The following is a 21891-nucleotide window of genomic DNA, read 5'->3' as shown; positions in this document are numbered from 1 at the left end:
ACGAGCTGCGATCAACATCACATGCCACAAGTGATCCGTGGGCCTCAGTGGGTGTGCCGGTCTGGTGTCAGTGAACGGGTGTTAGTGACGGCAGGTCAGGCCTGAGCTTGTCATTCAACGACCAGTGTCGGACGGGGCTCGAACTTGACGCGCGTTTTCGCACTTCAGCGGTGAGCCCGGCCGCCACTTGCCGACGGCGACCAGTCGCTCCTCGTGGTGTGGACGCCGGAAACGAGGCACGGGGTATCGCACACGCCTGCTGGGTGACCTGCCCGTCCAGATTCTCGGCCGGCTCCATTCGGACCGGGTGATGTGGCGGCCGACACCCTCCCGCAAGGAGTTCCACCAGACCAACCCCAAGGGTGGCCGGCCGCCCAAGCACGGCGGCGAGTTCGTCTTCGGCGACCCCGCAACCGGGGGCACTGACCATCGACCTCTGCAGGTCCCGGGGGAAGCCGACCGAGCCGAACAGACTGACACCCGCCCGCGTCCGCAGAGGGTTCAGGCTGTGGTCGTGGAGGCACCGTCGTCCGCAGAGGCGACCGCTCCCGGCGGAGTTGTACTGCCGCCCCCGCCTGCTACGGTGACGACGACCGCTCCCGCACCCCGCGCGCGGCCCGCACCGGCTCCCCCCTACGACCCCGACCTGGGGCTCGCCGAGTGGCTGCGCGGCCCGGTCTGCGCGCGCATCGTCGAACGCCAGGTTGCCGAGCGGAGTCGGGCCGTCAGCCTTTCGTCAGCCCTCCGGATCATTCGCGTTCCACGGGGCGTCTGCGCGGGTGGGGAGGGCCCCGGCAGCGATCCGCAAGGCGTATGCACATGCGTCTGCGGCACGTCGTATGGGGCCGAGGTAGTGGTGGCCGGGTGGCACCAGGCGGGGAGGTCCGGCGGTGCGGCGGGGTCGGTGTCGATGATGTGCACGAGGGTGCCCGGCCCGGCCCTGTCGATCTCTTTGCGCAGGCGCAGCAGGAGAGTGACGCAGAGCAGCCCGCCGCCGTCGACGGTGATGTCCGGCGTGGGGGTGCCGGCGTTGGTGGTGCTCAGCGGCGGTAGGCGGTGGCGGCGACGGCGGGCAGGAGGGCGAGGGAGAGGATGCCGCAGGAAAGGGCGAGGGCGGGGTAGCTGGTGGCGGCGACCATGATGCCGGAGGCCATGCCGCCGGTGGCGCCGGCGAGGGCGATGGAGACGTCGACCAGGCCCTGGGTCTTGGCGCGGGTGGCCAGTGGCACGGTGTCGGTGATGATCGCGGTGCCTGCGACGAGGCCGAGGTTCCAGCCCACGCCGAGGAGGGCGAGGGCGAGCGCGAGGAGGGCGACGGAGTCGCCGGGCGCGACGGCGGCCAGGACACCCGCGGCGAGCAGGGTGATGCCGGAGACGGCGGCGACCCTCATGCGCCCGTAGCGGTCGACGAGCCGGCCGGTCAGGGGGGAGGGCAGGTACATGGCGCCGATGTGGAGGGCGATGACGAGACCGGAGGCGGCGGTGCCGTGTCCGTGGTCGTGCATGTGGACCGGTGTCATCGTCATGATCGCGACCATGACGAGCTGGGTGAGGATCATGACCAGGGCGCCGAGGACCACGCCTCCGCGACCCTCGTTCGCATCGGTGGCTCGGGCGGCGGCCGGGTTGGCGTCAGCTTCGGCGGCGTTGGCGATGGAGCGGGCCAGGAGCAGCGGATCGGGCCGCAGCCACAGGGCGAGGACGAGCGCGGCCAACGCATAAGCAGCGCCGGAGAGGAGGAACGGCCCGGCAAGGTTCGGGATGCCGAGGTGCTCGGCGAAATGGCCGGTGGGGGCGGCGAGGTTGGGTCCTGAGACGCCGCCGAGGGTGGTGGCCACCAGGACGGTGGAGACCGCGCGGGCGTGGTGGCCGGGGGCGGCGAGGTCGGCTCCGGCGTAGCGGGCCTGGAGGTTGGTGGCGGTGCCGGCGCCGTAGACGAACAGGGCGAGGAACAGCAGGACCGGGTTGTCCAGAACGGCGGCGGTGATGATGCCGACCGAGCCGATGGCGCCGGTGAGGTAGCCGGTGGCGAGGCCGGGGCGGCGGCCTCTCGCCTGGGAGATGCGGCCGACGGCGACGGCGGCGAGCGCGGATCCGGCCGTGAACAGGGCGCTGGGCAGGCCGGCGAGGCTGGTGGAGTCGAGCATGGCCTGGGCGAGGAGGGCCCCGACAGTGACGCCTGCGGCGAGACCTGCGCCGCTGAGGATCTGCGCGGCGACCAGGACCCGAAGGGTGCGGCGCTGTGACGAAGCGGCATCGGGTATGTGGACCGTCGCGTGTGAAGGTGCGTGTGAGGTCATGTCCTCTTCCGGGGCGGGGGCTGCGGGCATGGCGGGGTTGACGGTCCGGACCGGGTTCGGTGGATGGTAGGCCGGTGTGTGGGGTGGGGCGTCAACTGGGACCGGAGCGGCGCGCGGGCCCGGGGATCAGGACGTCCGTGTCCTTCACTGCCGTCAGCACCGACTGTGCGGCTCTTTCGCCTGCGGCGAGGGCCGCCTTGGAGTGATCGGCGTTCTCGGTCGCCGTCTCGGCGGACGCGCAGTGCGGCCGGCCGTCGAGGGCCGGCCGGCACCGGGCGGTCTCGCGGTGGTCCGCTTCGACCGACCGCCGAACCATTCGACACCGACTCGCGAAAGATGCGGAAAATGCGGAAAATGCGGAAGACGCGGAAGACGCGGAAGACGCGGAAGAGTCGTGGAGCCCCGGGGGCGAACCCCCGGGGCTCCGCCCCCCAACCCCGTAGTTGCCGCGGGCTCACCCGTGCCGGTGCGGCTCCCCGGCCGGGGTGTTCGCCTCCGTGCGGGTGTGCAGTTCCGCCGTCAGCCGGTCCGCGACCGCCGGCAGGTGGTCCCACAGGAACCAGTGGCCGCCCGGGTAGATATACAGGCCGCCCGGATCGGTGCTGTGCCGCAGCCAGCCCTCCGTCTCCCGCGGCGTGGTGAGGGGGTCGTCGCGGCCTCCGAGGGCGACGAGGGGCAGCGGCAGCGGCGGCCGGTCCGGGTGGAGGTGCTCCCCGCCGAGCAGGACGTCGTCCCGCAGCCGTTCCCGTACCAGGTCGACGAACTCGGGGTCCTCGGCGGCCGCCGCCAGGTCACCGCCGCACGAGCGCAGGTACGCCGCCGTGCTCTGCGGTACGTCCGGGTCCACGGCGGGGCGGAAGCCGTACTGGGGCGCCGCCCGGCCCGAGACGACGAGGACCGCGGGCGGCGGGCAGTCCAGGGCCAGCAGCGCGGCGGCGGTCTCGTAGGCGACGAGCGCGCCCATGCTGTGCCCGAACAGGCCGTAACCCGCGGCCGGGCGGCGGGCCTCGTCCTCGGCCACCCGCCGCGCCAGGTCGGCGGCCAGCCGGCGGATGCCGCCCGTGCCGAGGTACTCGGCCGGCCGCCAGCCCAGCGGAACGGCCTCGACGGTGTCCGGCCACCGCTCCGTCAGCCGCCGGTAGGCGCCGGCGCCGCCGCCTGCGTAGGGCAGCAGGTAGTAGCGCCGGGCGGCGCCCGGCCGGCCGTCAGCCACGGCCCGGCCCGCTCTCGGGTACGGCGGCCTGCTCACCCGCCGGCACCGCAGCGCCGTTCGCGCCCGCGTCGGCGCCGGCCGGGCGGAGGCGGCCGAGGGCGGCCTTGAGGTGCGGCCCGCCCAGGATGACCGCGTTGGCCGACAGGACCACCAGGACGCCCAGCACGGCGAGCAGGCTCCAGTGGTAGTCCTCGAAGATCGTCGACAGCGACAGGGACACCAGCGGGAAGACGACGGTCGCGAAGGCCGCCCGGTCGGGACCGATCCGGGCCAGCAGCGTCAGATAGGTGACGAAGGCGATGGCCGAGCCGAACACCGACAGGTACACCAGACCGGCCACGTACTTGAACGAGGGCTCGACGGTGAAGGAGTTGCCCGCCACCAGGCAGCCCAGGCTGGTGAACAGGCCGCCGTACAGCATGCTCCAGGCGGTGGACTGCACGACCGGCAGCCCGGCGCGGGCCTGGTTCCAGGAGGAGGCGATGTTGCCGAAGGAGAACAGCAGCGTCGCGCCGAGCCCGAGCAGCAGCCCGGTCACCAGCCCCGAGCCGGCCTCGGTGCCGGCGATGTCGTCCGCGAAGACCATGGCGAGACCACACAGCCCGGCGAGCGCGCCGAGGACGACCGTGCGGGAGATGGGCCGCTTGAGGAAGATGCGCCCGTTGACGATGTTGAAGCCCACCGACAGGCAGAAGATGATCGACACCAGCCCCGACACGAGGTGCTGCGAGCAGTAGTAGAAGAGCACGTAGTTGGTCGAGTACATCAGCAGGCCGACGAGGGCGAAGCGCAGATGGCTGCGGGCCGTGAACCGCATCGGCAGCCGGCGGACCGTGGTCCACACGAACATGCACAGAGCCGCCAGCAGGAACCGGTACGCGACCGACACCGCCGGATCCACGCTGCCGAGCTGCAGTTTGATGCCGATCCACGTCGTGCCCCAGAACAGCACGATCACGGCGTACAGCACGATGTTCACGAAAGTTCTTCCCTTGTCGTCGTACTCGTCTGCGGGTGCGGTCGCCCGGCGCGGGCCGGTGTGCTCCGCGCCGGGCGGCCGTCCGGCTACCAGCCGGGGGTGGCCACGACGGCGGGTGGCGCGAAGGCCGTGCCGTCGGTGGGGTCGGTCATCGTGACCAGGATGCGCCGAGGCCCTCGGTAGGGCCTGCGCCCGTGGGCCACGGCGATGTTGTCGACGACCATGACGTCACCGGCCCGGTAGGGCTCGGCGACGGTCGCGGCGTCGTAGGCGGCGCGTATCTCCTCGATGACCTCGCGGGGTATCGGGGAGCCGTCGCCGTACAGGGTGTTGTACGGCAGCGTGTCCTCTCCCAGTTCCTCGGCGAACTCCTGCAGTTCGGGTTCGAGGTTCCAGCGGTTGAAGAAGACGCCGTGGTTGAACCAGCTGTCCTCGCCGGTCTGCGGATGCCGGATCGCCGCCCAGCGCCGGTAGCGCACTCGCACGGTGTCGCCGTCGCGGCGCACCGCCATGTGGTGGTCGGCGCAGTACTTCTCCAGCTGCTCGAAGGTGTCGACGCCGTACACGGACTGCCAGCTGAAGCCGATGCCGGTGCCGAAGGTGCGCTGGTAGATCCACCCCTCGGAGGTGAACCGCTCGCGCAGCGCCGGGTCGAGCGCGCGGTGGACGCGGCGCGTGTCGCACACCGGTGTCTCGCCGCCCTCCTGCGCGGGCGTGCCGCACCAGAAGTACAGATGGCGGGGCCAGCGCAGGACGTGGGAGCTCTCGTTGTGCACGAAGATCGAGCGGTCGGGTGGGTACTCGGTGGAGGTGAACACCTTGCCCGCCACATGCGAGCGGGGGGTGGCGCGCTCGGTGTACTCGGCCCAGGAACCGCCGCTCAGAGCGCGGACGACGTCCTCGAAGGCACGCTCGTCCGGCACGGGGAAGCCGCGCAGGACCACCGCGCCGTGGTGGTGCAGCGCGGTCCGTAACGGCTCGGCGTGGGCGGCGGCCCAGCCGGTGGCGTCCCGGACGCCGTCCGCGGTCACGATCAGCGGGAACGTGCCGTGCGTGGTGCAGTCGTCGAGGGTGATCGAGCCGTCGGTCATGCGGGCTGCTCCTCCTCGGCGGTGGCGTCCAGTTGTGCGGTGTACTCGGCGAACCGCGGGGCGGTGAAGAGCAGTTTGAGCGGCACGTGCCGGTCCAGGGCCGTGCGCAGCCGCACGGTCGCCTGGTAGGCGAGCAGCGAGTTGCCGCCCAGGTCGTCGAAGAAGTGCTGGTCCGCGCCGGGCGGGGGACAGCCCAGGACGTCCGTCCAGACCTGTGCCACCTTGGCCGCGGTATCCGTGGCGCGGGTGTCGTTCGCTGAAGTCAACGCATCTCCTCTTGGACGTGTGCGCGGAAAGCGTGGGCGGTTGCGGCCGGCGCGGAAGGGACCGGTACGGATGTGTCCTGTACGGAGGCCCCTTGCGCGGGTTCGCCGGGCGCCGGCGGCGTGCCGGCCGGGCGGGACGCGGCCGCCAGCCGTGCCCGGTCGACCTTGCCGCCCGCGGTGCGGGGCAGGGCCGTGACGACGCGCAGCCGGCGCGGCGCCACCGGACCCATGAGCCGTTCGGTGAGCGTGCCGCGCAGCGCTCGTACGTCGAGATCGGCACGGCGGCTCTCCACCACCAGGTCGAGCGCGGTGCCGTCCGGGCCGGGCACGGCCAGGGCGACGGCGGCGGTCACGCCGGGGAACGAGGCGGCGATCGACTCGATCTCCCCGAGCTCGACCCGGACGCCGCCGACCTTCAGCTGGTCGTCGGCCCGCCCGAGAAACAGCAGGTCGCCGTCCGGCAGCCGGCGCACCAGGTCACCGGTGCGGAAGGTGCGGCCGTGCCGGTCGTGGCCGAAGCGGTCGCCGGCCGGGTCGGCCGGGTCCAGGTAGCCGAAGCCGACTCCCGGGCCGCCTATGAGCAGTTCCCCGGCGTCGGGGCCGAGGCCGGGCACCGGCAGCAGGGTGAGCCGGGTGCCGTCGATGGCCCGGCCGATGGGCACGGGGCCGTCCGTCAGGGGCGGGGTGCAGGAGTGGTGGGTGGAGTCGACGCAGGTCTCCGCGGGGCCGTACTGGTTGACCAGCAGGGTGTGCGGGGCCTGGTGCAGCACGCGCTGGGCGAGGGTGCCGCGCAGTTGCTCGCCGCCCGAGTAGAGCAGGCGCAGCGAGGTCCACCCGGCGAGCAGTCCGGACATCTCGACCAGGGAGAGCACCGAGGGGACGAAGTGGGCCACGGTGGCCCGGTGCCGTACGGCCGACTCCACCGCCTCCTCGGGGTCGGTGTACGGGCCGTCCTCGGTGAGCAGCAGGGCGGCTCCGTGCAGCAGGGCGGCCGCTGCCTCCCACACCGCGAAGTCGAAGGAGACCGCGGTGTGCTGCAGCAACACGTCGTCGGCGGTGAGCGGGTAGCACCGCTGGCTCCAGTCGAGCCGGGCGGTGAAGCCCTCGGCGGTGAGCACGGTCCCCTTGGGCGTGCCGGTGCTGCCGGAGGTGAAGACGACGTAGGCCGCCTGGCCGCTGGGCCAGCGCAGCGGCTCGGTCAGCTCGCCGTGCCGGCGCCGGTCGACCCTGCCGATGCGGGCGGCGGAGGCGTCGCCGGAGACGAGCAGGGCCCGGCCGGCGAGTTGCCGCAGGACGTGCTCGCGCCGGGCGGGTGACTCGTGGGTGCGCAGCGGTACGTAGGTCAGGCCCAGCCGCCAGGCCGCGAGCATGGCGGCGAGGTGGCGCGGGGATCGTTCGGCCTCCACGACCACGCAGTCCTCGGCGCGCAGCCGGGCGGCGAGGGAGCGGGTGGCCGCCTCGGTCAGCGCGGCCAGTTCCGCGTACGTGGTGCGCCGGCCGTCCGGCCCGATCACGGCCGTGCGATCGGGCGCGGCGGTCGCGACCGCACGGAAGCGTTCGTGGAAGCTCTCGGTGTGCTCGGTCATGTCACACGCTCCGCGCCAGCAGCCGGTGGACCTCGTCCAGGGCGGTGAAGGCGTACTCGATGTCCTCGCGCGTGTTGTACAGGTACGGCGCGATCCGCAGCCCGGCCGTGTGGTCGTGGGCCGTGAAGTACGGCTGGGCGCAGAAGTGGCCCGACCGGCACATCACGCCGTAGGAGTCGCTGAGCGCGCGGGCGATCGCCGACGGGTCGGGTACGCCTCGCAGGGTGACGGTGAGCACGGGGATGCGTCCCCGGTCGCCGAGCCCGCCGAGCGCCGTGAGGTACGGCCGGTCGCGCACCTGTTCCAGCAGTGCGGTGAGCAGCTCGGCGTCCCGTGCGGCGACGGTGTCCTCGCCGGTCCGGTCGAGGTACTCCAAGGCGGCGCCGAAGCCGTAGACGCCGCTGATGTTGGGGGTCCCCGCCTCGAAACGGTACGGGGCGCGGCGCAGCCGGTAGCCGGCCTGGTCGACCCAGTCGACGGTGCCGCCGCCGAGCCGGTCGGGGGTGAGGGCCTCGATCAGCCGGTCGCTGAGGCAGAGCACGCCGATGCCGGTGGGGCCGAGCATCTTGTGCGCGGAGAAGGCGAGCGCGTCGATGCCCGCGGTGACGCGCGGCAGCCGGTGCGGAACGAGTTGGGCGGCGTCCACGACGGTCCAGGCGCCCGCCTCGTGGGCGAGGGCGGCGAGCCGGTCCACGTAGGCCGTGTGGCCGGTGACGTTGGAGGCGGCGGTGAGGACCACGACACGGGGCCGGCTCTCCAGGACGGCCTGGAAGGACTCCTCGTCGACGGTGGTGTCCTCCCCCGCGGCCAGCCAGGTGGTGCGGCACCGTCCGCGCCAGGGCAGTTGCGCGGAGTGGTGGGCGTCGACGGGCAGGGCGACCAGGTCGGTCTCCTTCAGCGGCAGGCCCGCGGCGACGAGGTTGATTCCCTCGGTGGTGCCGGCCGTGAACACCACGTTGCGCGGGGGTACGCCCAGCCGTTCCGCGATCCGGGCCCTGACCTGCTCGTACCGCTCGGACGCCTCCTCGGACAGGATGTGCTTGCCGCGGTGTATGTTCGCGCCGACTGTGCCGTAGTAGCCGGCGATCGCGTCGATGACGGAGTGCGGCTTGAGCGTGGTGGCAGCGTTGTCAAGGTAGACCAGGCGTCCGGCGTCCACGGTGCGCTGCAGCAGAGGGAAGTCGGCACGCAGGTCGGCGAGGGCGGTCACAGCAGCGCTCCTTCGCGGACCCGGCCCGGTCCCGAGCAGGTGGCGAACTTGCCCGACCGCTCGGCCTCGATGTGGGCGACGGTGCTCACCTCGACGTGTTCGACGTGCGGCAACAGCGCGCGCAGTCGGTCCCGTACGGCGCCGCTCTCCTCGGCTGGGTCGGTGCCGGCGGAGGTGATGATCCGGCAGCGGACCGTGCCGGGCTCGCTCTGGTCGACGCGGTAGTGGCGTACGCCGGTCACGTCGGCGAGGGCGTCGTCCACCTGGCGGGGTGTCACGGCACGTCCGCCGGGGCCGTCGAGCAGGCCGGAGGCGGCGCGGCCGTGGTGGATCACGGTGCGCCCCGCAGCTCCGCAGGCACAGGCGCCGGCGGGTTCCAGCAGGTCGCCGGTGCGGTAGCGCACGTGCGGTGAGAGCCGGTCGCCGATGCTGGTGACGACGAGTTCGCCGAGCTCGCCCGGCCCGGCCTCGGTGCCGTCCTCGCGCAGGATCTCGTGGTGGAAGTTCTCCTCGTTCAGGTGCCGCGCTCCGAGGGCGCACTCGATCCCGAACCAGCCGAACTCCGACATGGACAGTACCTCCGCCACCACGGCGTCCTCGGGCAGCGCCTCGGTGACCGCGCGGCGGGCGGCGTGGGTGAGCAGCGAGTAGGTCAGGACGACGGCCCGGACCGGCAGGCGGGTCACGCCGCGTGCGCGGGCCCGGTGGCAGAGGAAGGCCAGGTGCGTGGGGTCGGCGTAGAGCCAGGCGGGCGCGTGGTCGGTGATCTCCTCCAGCATCCGGTCGACCATCGCGTCCGGTGTGGCGAGCACGTCGTGGGAGACGGACAGGACGAGGGTTCCGTCGGGCAGGGTGCGGTCGGCGCGGGTGGACAGCGGCGTGGCGCACTCCACGTCGGAGCAGTTGGGCGCGGCGAGCCGGGCCACTCGGCGGTTCTCCGCGCCCAGGAGCCGCTCGGCGAGCGCCGGGTGGGCGGCGGCGGTGACCGCCATGCGCTCGGCCAGGAGCGGCCGATGGACCACGGTGACCAGACGGTCCCCGGTGGTGCCGGAACTGCTGCTGGTGTAGGTCAGTTGGGGCAGGGATTCCGCGGGGTTGATCACCTTGGCCGGAAATCCGCGACGGAAATCCGCCTTTCCGGTGAAGGGCAGGGCGCGGAATTCCTTCTCCGACGCCAGGCGAAGCCGTCCGTTTTCCGCGAGACCGTGGCGATCGATCAACTCCCGGTAGAACGATAAGGACTGGTAGGCGAATTCCGCTTCCGTGCATGCCGCCGGCAGTGAGGTCCGAGCGTGCGGTGACAAAGCTCCCCCATGATGTGGATCGATTTCAGGACGGTGCGGTCACATGGTCTGGATCGATTTTCGGGACGGTGCGGTCAGCAGGGAAGCGACCAGGGCGGGGTCCGCGTTCCCTCCGGAGACGACCGCCACGACCGGGCCCGCCGTGGCGGGCGGCACATGGCGGCCGCGCAGAAGAGCCGCCGGGGCCACTGCTCCCGACGGCTCGACGAGCTGTCTTCCCTGGCGGGCCAGACAAGACAGGGCCTCGGTTATGTCGTCCTCCGAGACGGTGACGATGTCGTCCACGAGCCGCCGTATGTGCGCCCAGGGCAGTGTCCCGAGCGTGGTCGCGCGCAGCCCGTCGGCGCAGGTGCGGTAGGCGTCCGCCGTGGTCCACACGGCGCGCTCGCCGCGGCGCAGGCTCTCGGCGGCGTCGCCGGCGAGTTCCGGCTCGACGCCGATGACCGCGACCTGCGGGCGCAGCGCCTTGACGGCGGCGGCGACGCCGCTGAGCAGTCCGCCGCCGCTGACCGGCACGAGGACGGCCGAGACGTCGGGGACCTGTTCCAGCAGTTCCAGCGCGAGCGTGCCGTGCCCGGCGATCGCGGCGCGCGAGTCGAAGGGGTGCACGAGGTGCGCCCCAGTGCGTTCGGCCAGTTCGTACGGGTACACGTCGCGCCGCTCGGGCGTCACCAGTTCGACGGTGGCGCCGAGTGCGCGCACCCCGTCGACCTTCACGGCGGGGGCGGTGTGCGGCATGACGACGGTGGCCTTGATGCCGTACAGGCCGGCCGCGTAGGCCACGGCCTTGCCGTGGTTGCCGCTGGAGAAGGCGACCACTCCCCGGGCGCGGACGTCCTCGGGGAGGGTGGCGACGGCGTTCAGCGCGCCGCGGATCTTGAAGGAGCCGAGCAGTTGCAGATGCTCCGCCTTGAGCAGCAGTTCGCTTCCCTCGAGCGGGAGCACGGGGGTGCGGCGGATGCGTCCCGCCAGCAGGCGGGCGGCTGCGGAGATCTCGTCGTGGTGGACGAGGGACTCGGCTAAGTCGGAGAGGGACAGGGGCGAGCCGGATGGGTGGGGCATCCTCGCTCCAGGGTCGGCGGGTCCGGATCTCGGAACCGGCGTCGTCGGCGGGTGAATGAACCAAGCCAGGAACCTAGGTGATGAATTGCAAGCGCTTCAAGGCCACCCCTGCGAATTTTGCCACCCTTTACCTTGACGATGTTTCCTACCGAATCAGTAGGATTCCTCTTTGTGATCGCCCCGAATTGGCGCGACAATGGCGCGAATTCGACGCCGGGGCGGCGGAGCGCCGGGGCGCCGGGGCGGCGGGGCGCCGGGGCGGCGGGGCGGCGGGGCGGCAGGGCGGCCGGGGCGGCGGCTCAGCCCGGGGACTCGAAACGCCACCGATGCACCGGCCGGGGTGACCGAACCGCCGTCGGGCTGATCACCTTGGGAGCTGGACCCGCAAGTCGCCCTGCGCACGGACTGGACGCAGGCGGCGGTTGACCATTCCGTCCTACGAGTCACTGTGACCCTGCATCGTGCGTCCCGTGGTGCTTCCGCCTTTTCTCGCCCTGGGCGCCATCAGCGGTCTTGCACCGCTCGCCCTCTCCGCTCTGGGCAGGCGTCGGGACACGCCGACAGCCGGCGATCCCGCACAGCACGGCGGCCTCGGCGGCCAGAGCAGCACAAGACGCCGACGAGACTGCAGTGATACCAGCCACTGCCACAGTGAAGCCGGACTTCTGCTGACGTCCAGACTCGTCCGACCACAACCACCCAACGCGACCGCTCTGCGAGCGCTGTGCCCTAACAGGCCAACGTCCACGCCCGGGTGCGGCGTTCGGCGACAGACCAACTGCACCGCAGGACCAAACCAACAGGGGAACCGATGTCCAACTCAGCCGGCAACGTGCCGGATGCCAACCGCCGCCGGCCAGGACGGCACCTCATAACCGTCCAGGCGCTGGCAGCCGCACTCCTGGTCATTGCCGCCGCGGTCGTGTACACCCGAGGGGCATCGGCCGCCCCGACCGCGGCGTCTACGACGGAGCCGCCGCTGTCGACGGCCCAGCAGCAGGCGGGCATGACCTCCGGACAGCCTTTCGCCGACCCGCCGGTCCTCGACACCGCCACCAGCCCGAACATGACGATCACCCTCAACGCGCACGACACCCGCTTCGAGGTGGCGGGAAAGCAGGTGTGGGGCCAGTCCTACAACGGCTCGTTCATTGCCCCCACCCTGCATCTCGTACCGGGCGAACGCGCCACGATCACCCTGGTCAACAACCTTTCGGTAGCGACCAACCTGCACTTCCACGGCCTGCACGTCTCTCCGTCGAACGACTCGGACGATTCGTTCCTTTGCATCGCCCCGGGCACCACGTTCCACTACCACCTGGATCTGCCCGCCGACCACCCGGCCGGCACGTACTGGTACCACAGTCACTCCATGGGCACGACCTGCCCCTCGGACAGCTCCAGCATGGCAGGTATGGAGATGCCGCCGTCACCCGGCGCCAGTTTCTCCCCCGGCGACGTGGAGAACCAGATCTTCGCCGGACTCTCCGGTGCCATGGTCGTCGGAGATGATCGGGCCCTGCTCCCGTCCGCCCTGCGGAACATCACCACGCACGCCATGAACCTGAAAGACGTTCAGCTCGACAAGACGGGTCACATCGTCCAGAACACCGCCACCACGTCGATCGACTCCGACGCCCCGACGGTACGTCTGGTCAACGGACAGCTGCTGCCCGTGCTCACCATCAAGCCCGGTGAGACTCAGCTATGGCGCCTGGGCAACGTTGGAGCTGACATCTGGTACCACCTCAAGCTCGACGGATACCGGTTCACAGTCATCGGCCAGGACGGCGTTCCGGCCGCCAAGGTGACCACGGCCGACACCCTGTTGCTGCCCCCCGGGAAGCGCTACGACGTGCTGGTCACCGCCGGCAGCCGGCCCGGCGGAACCACCCTGCGCAGCCTTGCTTTCAGCAACGGGCCGGACGGTGACAACTACCCCGACACCGCGCTGTTCAAGGTCAATGTCGCCGGTCGCTCACAGCCCCGGCTTCCCACCGTCTCCGGCGCGCTGCCCTCCGCGCCTACCGACTTGTCCAACGCCTCCATCGCGCAGAAGCGCAGCGTGACACTCAGCGGAAACGACTCGGACGGCTTTCTCATCAACGGCCGGCAGTTCGGCATGGACTCCTCGGTGTTCAATACCCCCGCGAAGCTGAACACCGTGGAGGAGTGGACCATCACCAACGAGGCCGGCGAGGACCACCCCTTCCACATCCACACCGACTCCTTCCAGGTCATCTCGATCAACGGCGTACCCCAGTCCTTCGTCGGCCGCCAGGACATCGTGCCGGTGCCCCACGCGGTCAACGGTGTGCCCGGCAAGGTGGTCATCCGCGTCCCCTTCTCCGACTTCACCGGCAAGGTCATGTTCCACTGCCACATCGCGGCCCACGAAGACAACGGCATGATGAGCTACCTCGACGTCGTCGACTAGGACGTGTTGCGAAAGTGGATCAAGGTCGTGAAATGATCACGCGCCGTGGGGCGTGGTGATCTGACGAACGGCCAGTGGGCCCGGCTTGAACCGTTGTTGCCGACGGGCAAGAAGCCAGGGCGGCCGCCGACATGGACACGTCGGCAGCTGATCGACGGCATACGGTGGCGGACCAGGACTGGTGCACCGTGGCGTGATCTCCCAGAGCGGTACGGACCGTGGGACCGGGCCTACGACCTCTTTCGACGGTGGCAGCGCGACGGCACCTGGAAGCGGATCTTCGAGCAACTGCAGGCCGAGGCCGATGCGAAGGGCCTGATCACCTGGGCCGTCAGCGTGGACTCCACGATCGCCCGCGCCCACCAGCACGCCGATCAGCAATCGGCGGATCACGGGGTCTGACTGCCGGAGTGATTGCGGAACTCGTCGAGGAAATTGGCCCGTTGTGGCAGGAGCGTCACCAAACGAGGCTTGCCACGCGTGTGCGGAAGCGGGCCGTGGGTGCCGGCGCGAAGCACCGGCTGGTGTTCGTCGACCGGCTCTTGGCCACGCTCGTCCATCTTCGTCACGGGGTCACCCATGACGTGCTGGCCTGCTGGGTCGGCGTGGATCGTTCCACCATCACCCGGGCCGTCGGTGAGGTGCGGCCCCTGCTCGCCGAGCGAGGGTGCACCGTGAGCCCCGACGTGCGGCTGCGGACCCTGGCCGAGGTCATCGACCATCTCGGCTCGAGCGGGACGACCGGCATCGTCGACGGCACGGAGATCCGGGTTCGCCGCCCGGCCGCCGGACACAAGAACCGTGACAAGTTCATCTCCGGCAAGAACAAGCAGAACGCCGTCAAGTCCATGGTGGTCACAGACGGCGAAGGCCGCGTGCTGTGGTGCAGCCCAGCACAGCCTGCAAGCTGCGCGGACATCACCCACGCCCGCCAATTAGGGCTGGTCAGGCTCCTGATCGACGGGCCCGCGGTGGAGATTCTCGCCGATGCCGGCTATCAGGGACTGGGCGCCCAGACCGGCGGCCGGGTGGTCACCCCACCGCACCGCAAGTTCAAGAAGAACGCCCCGGACTGGTACGAGGAGATGCACGAACGCCAGCGCAAGGCACACTCCTCACGTCGTATTCGTGTCGAGCACGGCATCGCCCATCTGAAGAACTGGCGGGCCCTGACCCGCCACCTCGGCCGCCGCGAGCACATGAGCGACACCATCCAAGCGATCGCCGGTCTGCTGTCCCACCAGCAGAGCGCGGATTTGAAGCCGACACGGCAGACGTGAACCCGGGCCACACCAAAGCTCGAGACGTCTCACGGCCTACCGTGCACGAGCTCGCTAGTCCCAGCCCCGGCGCCGGGGTGAGCAGCACAGCCAGGTCCTCCGCGCCGCTGTCGAGGAGGTGGGGGCGCGCGGCCCTGACCAAGGGGATCTGGTCGAGGCTGCGCTGCGCCACGACCCGCCACCCTGCGCCGCGCAGGCTCGCGCCGGTTTCCCCGGCCTGGAGGCCGACTCCGCACAAGCCGTTACGTCTGTCCCCTCTCGAACAGCTCGTTGAGGACCGACATCTTGTCGGGCCGTGCCTCCAGCAGGATGAGGCCGAGCACGGCAACCGGGTCGAGCGCGGGATCGCTGCGGGTGACGTATGTGTGGACAGTGCGGTCGGGCCGGGACGTCTCCCTGACATCAAGGACGGTTCGTTCTTCGGATGTTACGGAGAAGTACAGCTTCCTGCGGAATCGAGCACGGCGGATGCGGTACTCCGCTTCCCACAGCAGCACGGTGTTCCCATGACGCTCTCCCACCGGCTGTCCATGTTCCGACAGCAGGGGCTGCCCCTCATTGAAGTCGACGAGCAGACGCGGGTCGTCGCCGACTCGGTCCGTGCTGCCCAACACATGCTGACGACCAGGGCCGGCCTGCGACGCGAACGCTCCGACGGGTTCGCCGTCCAGTTGGAAGAACGAACTGACCATCCACATCATCGACTGGCCCGGTCGAAGCCCACCGCTCGTCGTCACCGGCGCCTCACCCATTTCCTAAAAAGCACATCGTCGTTTTGCACATGGTCGCTGAGCCCCCACATGACATTCACCAACGGAGACGTGAGCATTCCCGACGCGGTTCTTGATGTTGCTGCGGTGCCTCCCGTCGTGGCTGACGCGTGCGCGCGCAACGTTCGGGGTCCTGCTGCCCGAGCCGTCGTCGGCGCGATGCGGCACGGTGGTGGCTATACGGCATGGAACCGGGCAAACAGACGGCGCGCCGTTACCCGAACGGGGGATAGCGCCACACTTGTTGCACGCGATAGCGTCCTTCGCGCTGCAGCTGAGCTGCACCGACCCTCACCGGATCACGCTGTACGACAGTTGACCCCGCTAGAAGCGACGATCTCACCGTTCTCGGTGTCCGGCTGGGCCCTGACTGCCACCGTGTCGCCGTCCATGATGTGCGCCTTAATTGCCTCGAAGTGGGCCGGCCGACCTGGGGGGATGCGGAAGCGGTCTGGCCTCAGCCACTGGAGACCGACAGAGCTCGGGTGCATGACCCCGACTCGGTTGGTCTGGTCATATCCGGTCCGGCGGAGACCGAGCTGTCGGTTGTGCTGTTCGTCTCTGGCAGGACACGCCCCCGCTACAGCAGTTCTGTCCGCTCCTTCCCCCGACTCATTTCGAGGCAGTCGCCGTACGGCGCCGAGGGCGCCCCCTGTGCCAGAGGGCGCCCTCGGTGCTCGTTCAGGGCCTGCGTTCGGATCACACCGGGCAGGTCACGGCAACTCGCGGCTGAGGTCGATCCAGAGAGCCGTAGGGGAGTGGTCCTCTGGCCAGATCATGCATGTGCTGACGAGGCAGACCTGGATGGGTATGTCCTGTCAAGCAGCGTGAGAGTGATCAAAAGTCTCTGAGAGAGTGATCTGGATCCGCTGCGCTGCTTGGTCAAGTGAGTTGAGGCAGCTGGCTTTGTTCGGCCCGAGGACGACCCAATGTGCGAGTCGGTCTTCTACACCTGCGAGCGGCAAAGGCCTGATTCGTGCACCGGATTGTTGGGTGAGCGCGCAACGTTCGACGAGCGGGTCGTCCGTGGCTTGAGGAACGTGCAGGCGCTTGAGGCGGCCGCCGCGGTCTGAGTAGGCGAAATGGACGGCCGCCGCGCGATGCCTCGTGGGTGTCAGCGTGGGTGTCTTGCCCGTAGCGATGTCCGCAGCCACTTGGGGCAGGTCAATGCCCGTGGCTTGTTTGACCAGCAACGGGATGAGGTCGCTGGGAAGATGTGCGGCGATATCTGTGACTCTGGGACCTCGAGTGGTGAGTCGCATGGTGATGTGGATCACGCCGTGACTGATGCGCAAGGCGCGGACCGCGCGCCCGATAATGCGCCTCAGTACAGGGTTGTGAAGTAGGGGATCGTGCGCATGCACCATGTGGCGCAGAGGTGCGCGGGCTGGAGCCGGTCCCAGCAGGTGGTGGGTGACTGCGACGATCCGGATGTCGTCGTTGAGCACCACAGTTTCTGCGGATACCTGTGGCTCCGCGGCGTCCTGTTCAATGAAGACGCCTGAGTGTGACTCGAGGAAGAACCGGTCGAATGCGGCGGGCACCTTGCTGCGGCTGCGCACCTGAACGGACTGCGGGCCTGTTCCTGTCCTCCCTGTGAAGGTGACCGGGTAGCCGAGCCTGTCGCTCTGGTAGGCAGCCGTCTCTGGATCGTCGGCCTGTGACCATGGAGGCACAGGGACGTGATGTAGCTCTAGGAGTCGCCGTAACACCACCCGGTCTGTGCTGGCCACGAGCGTTTCACTTGGTCCTGCAGGGAGATCGAGCATCAGGGCGACGCCGGCAGCGGCTTCCAGGTACTGGTTGGAGAAGGTGAGCACTCCACTCACATCATGACGCGCCGCATGTTGTCGAACTGCCTGGGCCGCCTCTGACAGGTCGGCGGGGTCAGCTTTTATGTGACCTGCCAGGTGGGGCCGCATCCATACAGGTACTGACGTGTCGAGCAGAAGGAGCGGGTGAGCGGAGGTGATTTGCGTCAGTGTGAACTCGCTGTAGGGGGCCGGCCCTGGAGAGCCGAATACGAGTATGGGACGGGGCATGGCCGTATCTCCGCTGGAGGTGACGGGTCAGAGAGCACCCGGGGGAAGGTCCCGGACGTACTGTTGATGGTGTTCGGTTGGGTGCACTGTCCCCTCGGGTTCCTCCCGTCCTGAGTCATGGGGGTTGTGAAGGCGCAGTGTTGCGACCGTCAAGCGGCCGGTGGCGCCGCCCCCACCGAGGCGCCGCCAGCCGTGCCAAGGTCCCATGCCGCTCTCCGAAGGGGGACTCGGAGCTCAGGCGGGGACCTTGACCGGCTCCGCCCGGCGCTGGGAAGTCCAGGCGGAGGTCTGTGCGGGTATGGCAGTGCGTAAGGTCGCGTCGGTCGACGCGAGGGCGTGAGCCCAGCGGTGACCTTGGCCATCCCGGGCAAGGCTGCTTGGCGTTCGGATAGAACGCCTGTACTGCCCTGGGATACTGCTATGGCTGATCACCGCCTGTCAACGATGGTTTTCGGAAAGTTAACGATCGTATTGAGCGTGCGGGGGATCACCACGTAAAGTGGCGTGTGCACAACAGCCATCGGCCCTCGACTTTTCGGAGTGCAAGGTGGAAGCAGCCCCACCGTTGTCCCAGACGCTGCAGCGCCTCCATAGGCTCATCCAGGAGCAGGGACTCGACCACTCCGCGCTGCTAGACCCGGAGAAGCTCGCCGAGCAGACGGCACTGCCGGAAGCGTCGGTCCGTGCGCTACTGCACGGAGGAGGAACGCTTCCTGCCGACAGCGTCAACGACCGTGTCCGAAGCCGTATCAGGACACTTGCGTACGCGCACCTTGGGCGCACTGGTAGCCGGATGTCCGATCTGGCCTCTCGCATCTCCGAGCGCCTCGGTGTCTCCGAGGTCTGGGCGCGGCTGGTATGCGATGGCAAAAAGATGCCTAGCGTCGAACTCCTGCACGGGCTGGTGCGGTTCTTCAACGTCGAAGGAGGAGAGGCCTTCTTCACGGCCCCGGCCGATGAGGCCCTCAACCGTGCTCTGCTTCCCATCGTGGACAAACTGCAAAGTCGGGAGAGCGGCGACCCAGTCCTGGCGCTGATGGGCCGTTACGGGGTGCGCGCCACCGACTTGCGTATGCATGGCTCACTCACCCGCGACCAACTGGAGCGTCTTCTTGAAGGAGTCCTTCGCTCAGTAGTGCCTCCTGGGGAAGGCCGCGACCAGTGACGTCCAAGGCTATGAAGGCACTGCTGGCCACCCTAGGACGCGAGGCAGCCCGGACCATCCAGCGCCCTGCCGAACCGCGCGAGGTGATGGAGGGCTTCTGCCGTGCCATGAGCGCTCGTACCAACCGGCCGATCCAGCTCATCTTCCGACCCTTCCCGCCGGACATCCCAGTCTCCGGTATGCGACTGGACTGCGGCGACCATTCCATCATCGTGGTCGAGAAACACACAGTCCCAGAGGCGCAGTTGGTCATCCTCGGGCATGAGCTATGGCACGAAGAGCAGCACGACTGTGGCCATCACGTGGCCGGAATGCCGGCCGCGGCGCGAGCCTTAACCGCCGACCACACGCCCGAAGCCATGCAACGGGCGGTCGAAGAGATCCTTTCCTCACAGGAAGTACCCCGTGGCGCCCTGGTCACCGTCGCCGCCAGAGCTGCCGCGGTAGACGACCACGAAGTGGACGCTGAAACCTTCGGCCTCTTGTTCGGCCGCGAGGTCCGCACCTGGATGAAAGGCCGCTACGCAGAAGGCCCCGTCAACCAGTCCACAGTCGAGGGACGCATCAACGTCTCCCTCATCAACCGCCGCGGCCGCATACTGTCATGACACTTTCCTTCCATGTCCCCTACGCGGTCCCCACCGTCCTGCTCGCGGTCGCACTGCTGTTAAAGCTCCCCACCTTCCTGCGCGCCTGGCGCGATCCCGAAGTGCTCGCCACGACCCTGCTGCTGTTCTGGGCCACCTCAGCCCTCGTGGTGATCATCCCGGTCAACATCGAGCGCCTCAACGAACTCACCGGTGTACCCAACATCGCCGCACCATGGGCCTACTCGTTCCTCACCGCGTCCTGCGCCACCGGCCTGACGATGATCATGCGGTGGAGGGAAGAGCCTTCCGCCAGGCGCCGGCGCAGAATTCGACGCATCTACTGGATGTACGCCGGCATCATCGCCGCGCTGTGGGTGACATTCCTCCTGGCGGACACGCCCCAGGAACGGATCTACGACCTGGACACCTACTACGCCAGCACACCCTGGATGCGTGAGCACATCCTGCTCTATCTGGTCGCGCACGTTGCCTCCTGCCTCACCGCCGTCTACATGTTGTGGAAGTGGTTCCACGAGGTAGAGAACCGATGGCTAAAGTCCGGAGTCGTCCTGCTCCAGGTCGGTTTCGCCAGTGGCCTGGTCTTCGACGCCGCCAAACTGACCGCGATCACAGCCCGCTGGTGCGGCACCGACTGGGACTGGCTCAGCACCAAAGCTGCACCCCCCTTCGCCCTGACGGAGGCGGTCCTGGTGGCGGTCGGGTTCATCATCCCGCAGGCCGGCCCCGCGATGAAGCGCCTGGCTCGCGACCAGAGGGAATACTTACGGCTGCGACCGCTACACCGTGCCTTGCGGGTGCTCGAACCAGCCGCCGCAGCGACCCGCTTCGGACTCTGGGTCCCCTTGGACCTTCGCCTCCTGCAACGGCAGCAACGCATCCACGACGCACTGCGACTGCTGACTCCCTACCTCGATACCGAGCTGTACGACAAGGCGTCCGCAAAGGCAGGGAACACCCACCCCGACGCCAAGGCTCGAGCCATCGCTGGCGCGATCGCGATTCGCGACGCCATCGCCAGCTACCACACAGGCAGGACACCCCGCAACCACCAGCCGCCGCAGATCAGCACCCACATCACCGAAGACCTCAGCGCCATCTCGACTGCGCTTCACCGCACTAACACCCTCGACCGCATCCGCCAGCGGGTAACCACCACAGAAAGCTCGAACACGCATGCCTGACAGCCTCTCCACCCGCCGGTCCACAGCAGTCGTCATAGGCGCCAGCGCAGCTGGACTGTTCACCGCAGCTGTGCTCACAGAATTCGCCGATGTCACCATCATCGAACGTGACCAACTCCCAGATGGACCAGAGCCACGCCGCGGCGTCCCACAAACACGCCACGCCCACCTCGTGTGGAGCGGAGGAGTCAACGCCTTCAACGAACTCCTGCCAGGCGTCACTGATGCGGCCGTCGACCAGGGCGCCCGCCTCGTCCGCATTATGGGCGACATGATCTCGCGGGCTCCCAACGAGGTCTGGTTCCGCCGCTTCCTTGGCACCCACCACCGCAACCTCGTGTGCTCTCGCGACCTGCTCGACTTCGTTCTACGGAAACGCGTGCTCAGCCACGAACGCGTCACCCTCCGGCAGGCAACCGCAATGGGTCTGGATGGCGATGCCACACGTGTCACCGGCGTGCGCGCCTACGGAGCCGACCAGGAGTTCACCCTCCCCGCAGACCTCGTCGTAGACGCCTCCGGACGCGGCTCCCACGCCGCGCAGTGGCTTGCCGACCTTGGTCTGCCCAACGTCACCACACGAGAAGTAAACGCCGGCGTCACCTACGCCACCCGCCTGTTCAAAGCCCCGGTCGGTGCCGGCGACAACTACCCCCTCGTCAATGTGCAGGCCACCCCCGCCAAGGCACCCGGGCAAGGCGGCATCATCCTCCCCATCGAGAACAACCAGTGGCTCGTCACCCTGGCCGGAACCCGGGGCGGCGAACCCACCGCCGATCCCGATGCCTTCGTACCCTTCGCTCTGGGCTTCGCAGACCCCATCATCGGCCAGCTTCTTCAAAACGCCGAGCCCGTCAACGACGTCATCACCACCCGAAGCACCGCCAACCGACGCCGCTACTTCGAGAAGATGAAGCACTGGCCGGACGGCTTCATAGTGATGGGCGATGCCATCGCTGCATACAACCCCGTCTACGGCCACGGCCTGACCGTCGCCGCTCAAGGCGCCATTGCCGTCCGCGACGTCCTGCGCTCCAAAGACATCACCGCACCCGGCACAACCCGTCAACTGCAGCGCGCCGCAGCACGCCCTGTTGCCGCCGCCTGGGACCTCGCCGTCGGCCAAGACGCCTTCTATCCCGGCGCCGCGCAGACCCCACCCACCCCCGTGGAGCGCTTCCTGGCCCGCTTCGTCGACAAGGCCGTCGAAACCGGTGCCCGCAACCCGCGCGCCATGGGCGCGCTGCTGGACGTGATGAGCATGGAGAAGCCGGCCACCCGTCTCTTCTCCAAAGACATGCTCATCCCCATGCTCTTCGGACCGCGTACACCTCACCTACAGGGGCCCCCACTGCGCGAAGACGAACGAGCCGTCATCCACCACTAACACCGTG

General features: G+C 69.1%; 17 protein-coding genes and 2 pseudogenes. 8 read left to right on the top strand and 11 right to left on the bottom strand.

Annotated elements, in window-relative coordinates; all coding sequences use genetic code 11:
- Positions 1 to 192: 192 nt before the first annotated feature.
- Positions 193 to 424, top strand: a pseudogene (locus ACF1GV_RS39100) (transposase); the annotation flags it as partial.
- A 616-nt stretch (positions 425 to 1040) separates the two neighbouring features.
- On the opposite strand, the gene ACF1GV_RS39095 reads toward ACF1GV_RS39100, so the two are convergent.
- From ACF1GV_RS39095 to ACF1GV_RS39055, 9 genes are all read right to left on the bottom strand, one after another.
- On the bottom strand, positions 1041 to 2300 hold the full coding sequence (locus ACF1GV_RS39095; RefSeq protein WP_391691252.1) for an MFS transporter: 1260 nt from the start codon (positions 2298 to 2300) through the stop codon (positions 1041 to 1043).
- Between the two features lie 454 nt (positions 2301 to 2754).
- Positions 2755 to 3513, bottom strand: a complete 759-nt coding sequence (locus tag ACF1GV_RS39090; RefSeq protein ID WP_391691249.1) for a thioesterase II family protein — start codon at positions 3511 to 3513, stop codon at positions 2755 to 2757.
- The gene (locus ACF1GV_RS39085; protein WP_361621991.1) at positions 3506 to 4492 is read right to left on the bottom strand and encodes an EamA family transporter; all 987 of its coding nucleotides are present in this window, start codon (positions 4490 to 4492) and stop codon (positions 3506 to 3508) included. Before ACF1GV_RS39085 ends, ACF1GV_RS39090 begins: the two co-directional genes overlap by 8 nt.
- 86 nt (positions 4493 to 4578) lie before the next feature.
- On the bottom strand, positions 4579 to 5583 hold the full coding sequence (locus ACF1GV_RS39080) for a TauD/TfdA family dioxygenase (protein ID WP_391691246.1): 1005 nt from the start codon (positions 5581 to 5583) through the stop codon (positions 4579 to 4581).
- On the bottom strand, positions 5580 to 5849 hold the full coding sequence (locus ACF1GV_RS39075) for a phosphopantetheine-binding protein (RefSeq protein ID WP_391691243.1): 270 nt from the start codon (positions 5847 to 5849) through the stop codon (positions 5580 to 5582). Before ACF1GV_RS39075 ends, ACF1GV_RS39080 begins: the two co-directional genes overlap by 4 nt.
- Positions 5846 to 7435 (bottom strand): AMP-binding protein, encoded by a 1590-nt coding sequence (locus ACF1GV_RS39070; protein WP_391691240.1) that lies wholly within the window; start codon positions 7433 to 7435, stop codon positions 5846 to 5848. The genes ACF1GV_RS39075 and ACF1GV_RS39070 overlap by 4 nt, the downstream gene beginning before the upstream one ends.
- 1 nt (position 7436) lies before the next feature.
- Positions 7437 to 8645, bottom strand: coding sequence for an aminotransferase class V-fold PLP-dependent enzyme (locus ACF1GV_RS39065; protein WP_391691237.1), 1209 nt, complete (start codon positions 8643 to 8645; stop codon positions 7437 to 7439).
- Complete coding sequence (locus ACF1GV_RS39060; RefSeq protein WP_391691234.1) at positions 8642 to 9748, bottom strand: hypothetical protein; 1107 nt, start codon at positions 9746 to 9748, stop codon at positions 8642 to 8644. The genes ACF1GV_RS39065 and ACF1GV_RS39060 overlap by 4 nt, the downstream gene beginning before the upstream one ends.
- 240 nt (positions 9749 to 9988) lie before the next feature.
- A complete protein-coding gene (locus ACF1GV_RS39055; protein WP_391691231.1) occupies positions 9989 to 11011 on the bottom strand; it encodes a threonine/serine dehydratase in 1023 nt (340 codons plus the stop codon).
- 811 nt (positions 11012 to 11822) lie between these two features.
- Here ACF1GV_RS39055 and ACF1GV_RS39050 point away from each other — a divergent pair.
- The 3 genes and pseudogenes from ACF1GV_RS39050 to ACF1GV_RS39040 all read left to right on the top strand — a co-directional run bounded on the left by ACF1GV_RS39050 (position 11823) and on the right by ACF1GV_RS39040 (position 14728).
- The gene (locus ACF1GV_RS39050) at positions 11823 to 13448 is read left to right on the top strand and encodes a multicopper oxidase family protein (RefSeq protein WP_391691228.1); all 1626 of its coding nucleotides are present in this window, start codon (positions 11823 to 11825) and stop codon (positions 13446 to 13448) included.
- Positions 13449 to 13493: 45 nt separating this feature from the next.
- Positions 13494 to 13820: pseudogene (locus tag ACF1GV_RS39045) on the top strand (IS5 family transposase); the annotation flags it as partial.
- A 38-nt stretch (positions 13821 to 13858) separates the two neighbouring features.
- Positions 13859 to 14728 (top strand): transposase family protein, encoded by an 870-nt coding sequence (locus ACF1GV_RS39040; protein WP_391691225.1) that lies wholly within the window; start codon positions 13859 to 13861, stop codon positions 14726 to 14728.
- A 242-nt stretch (positions 14729 to 14970) separates the two neighbouring features.
- Here ACF1GV_RS39040 and ACF1GV_RS39035 read toward each other — a convergent pair whose 3' ends face one another.
- A complete protein-coding gene (locus ACF1GV_RS39035) occupies positions 14971 to 15480 on the bottom strand; it encodes a hypothetical protein (RefSeq protein WP_391691223.1) in 510 nt (169 codons plus the stop codon).
- Between the two features lie 836 nt (positions 15481 to 16316).
- Complete coding sequence (locus ACF1GV_RS39030) at positions 16317 to 17318, bottom strand: hypothetical protein (protein WP_391691220.1); 1002 nt, start codon at positions 17316 to 17318, stop codon at positions 16317 to 16319.
- A 787-nt stretch (positions 17319 to 18105) separates the two neighbouring features.
- Here ACF1GV_RS39030 and ACF1GV_RS39025 point away from each other — a divergent pair.
- Genes ACF1GV_RS39025 through ACF1GV_RS39010 form a run of 4 tightly spaced genes read left to right on the top strand, consistent with a single transcriptional unit; the run spans position 18106 to position 21884 of the window.
- A complete protein-coding gene (locus ACF1GV_RS39025) occupies positions 18106 to 18705 on the top strand; it encodes a hypothetical protein (RefSeq protein WP_391691218.1) in 600 nt (199 codons plus the stop codon).
- Positions 18706 to 18716: 11 nt separating this feature from the next.
- Positions 18717 to 19313 (top strand): toxin, encoded by a 597-nt coding sequence (locus ACF1GV_RS39020; protein WP_391691215.1) that lies wholly within the window; start codon positions 18717 to 18719, stop codon positions 19311 to 19313.
- Positions 19310 to 20497 (top strand): MAB_1171c family putative transporter, encoded by a 1188-nt coding sequence (locus ACF1GV_RS39015; RefSeq protein WP_391691212.1) that lies wholly within the window; start codon positions 19310 to 19312, stop codon positions 20495 to 20497. The genes ACF1GV_RS39020 and ACF1GV_RS39015 overlap by 4 nt, the downstream gene beginning before the upstream one ends.
- Positions 20490 to 21884 (top strand): NAD(P)/FAD-dependent oxidoreductase, encoded by a 1395-nt coding sequence (locus ACF1GV_RS39010; protein WP_391691209.1) that lies wholly within the window; start codon positions 20490 to 20492, stop codon positions 21882 to 21884. The genes ACF1GV_RS39015 and ACF1GV_RS39010 overlap by 8 nt, the downstream gene beginning before the upstream one ends.
- Positions 21885 to 21891 lie beyond the last annotated feature (7 nt).

This window comes from Streptomyces sp. NPDC014006 (genome assembly GCF_043088925.1).
Classification (GTDB): domain Bacteria; phylum Actinomycetota; class Actinomycetes; order Streptomycetales; family Streptomycetaceae; genus Streptomyces.
The sequence above is the reverse complement of the archived record's forward strand: the minus strand, read 5'-3'. Positions and strand labels throughout refer to the sequence as shown.

Excerpts from the sequence above, each read along its gene's own strand:
- ACF1GV_RS39095 (WP_391691252.1), bottom strand. The coding sequence starts at position 2,300 with ATGACCTCACACGCACCTTCACACGCGACGGTCCACATACCCGATGCC.
- ACF1GV_RS39080 (WP_391691246.1), bottom strand. The coding sequence starts at position 5,583 with ATGACCGACGGCTCGATCACCCTCGACGACTGCACCACGCACGGCACG.
- ACF1GV_RS39070 (WP_391691240.1), bottom strand. The coding sequence starts at position 7,435 with ATGACCGAGCACACCGAGAGCTTCCACGAACGCTTCCGTGCGGTCGCG.
- ACF1GV_RS39055 (WP_391691231.1), bottom strand. The coding sequence starts at position 11,011 with ATGCCCCACCCATCCGGCTCGCCCCTGTCCCTCTCCGACTTAGCCGAG.
- ACF1GV_RS39050 (WP_391691228.1), top strand. The coding sequence starts at position 11,823 with ATGTCCAACTCAGCCGGCAACGTGCCGGATGCCAACCGCCGCCGGCCA.
- ACF1GV_RS39035 (WP_391691223.1), bottom strand. The coding sequence starts at position 15,480 with ATGGGTGAGGCGCCGGTGACGACGAGCGGTGGGCTTCGACCGGGCCAG.
- ACF1GV_RS39020 (WP_391691215.1), top strand. The coding sequence starts at position 18,717 with ATGAAGGCACTGCTGGCCACCCTAGGACGCGAGGCAGCCCGGACCATC.
- ACF1GV_RS39015 (WP_391691212.1), top strand. The coding sequence starts at position 19,310 with ATGACACTTTCCTTCCATGTCCCCTACGCGGTCCCCACCGTCCTGCTC.
- ACF1GV_RS39010 (WP_391691209.1), top strand. The coding sequence starts at position 20,490 with ATGCCTGACAGCCTCTCCACCCGCCGGTCCACAGCAGTCGTCATAGGC.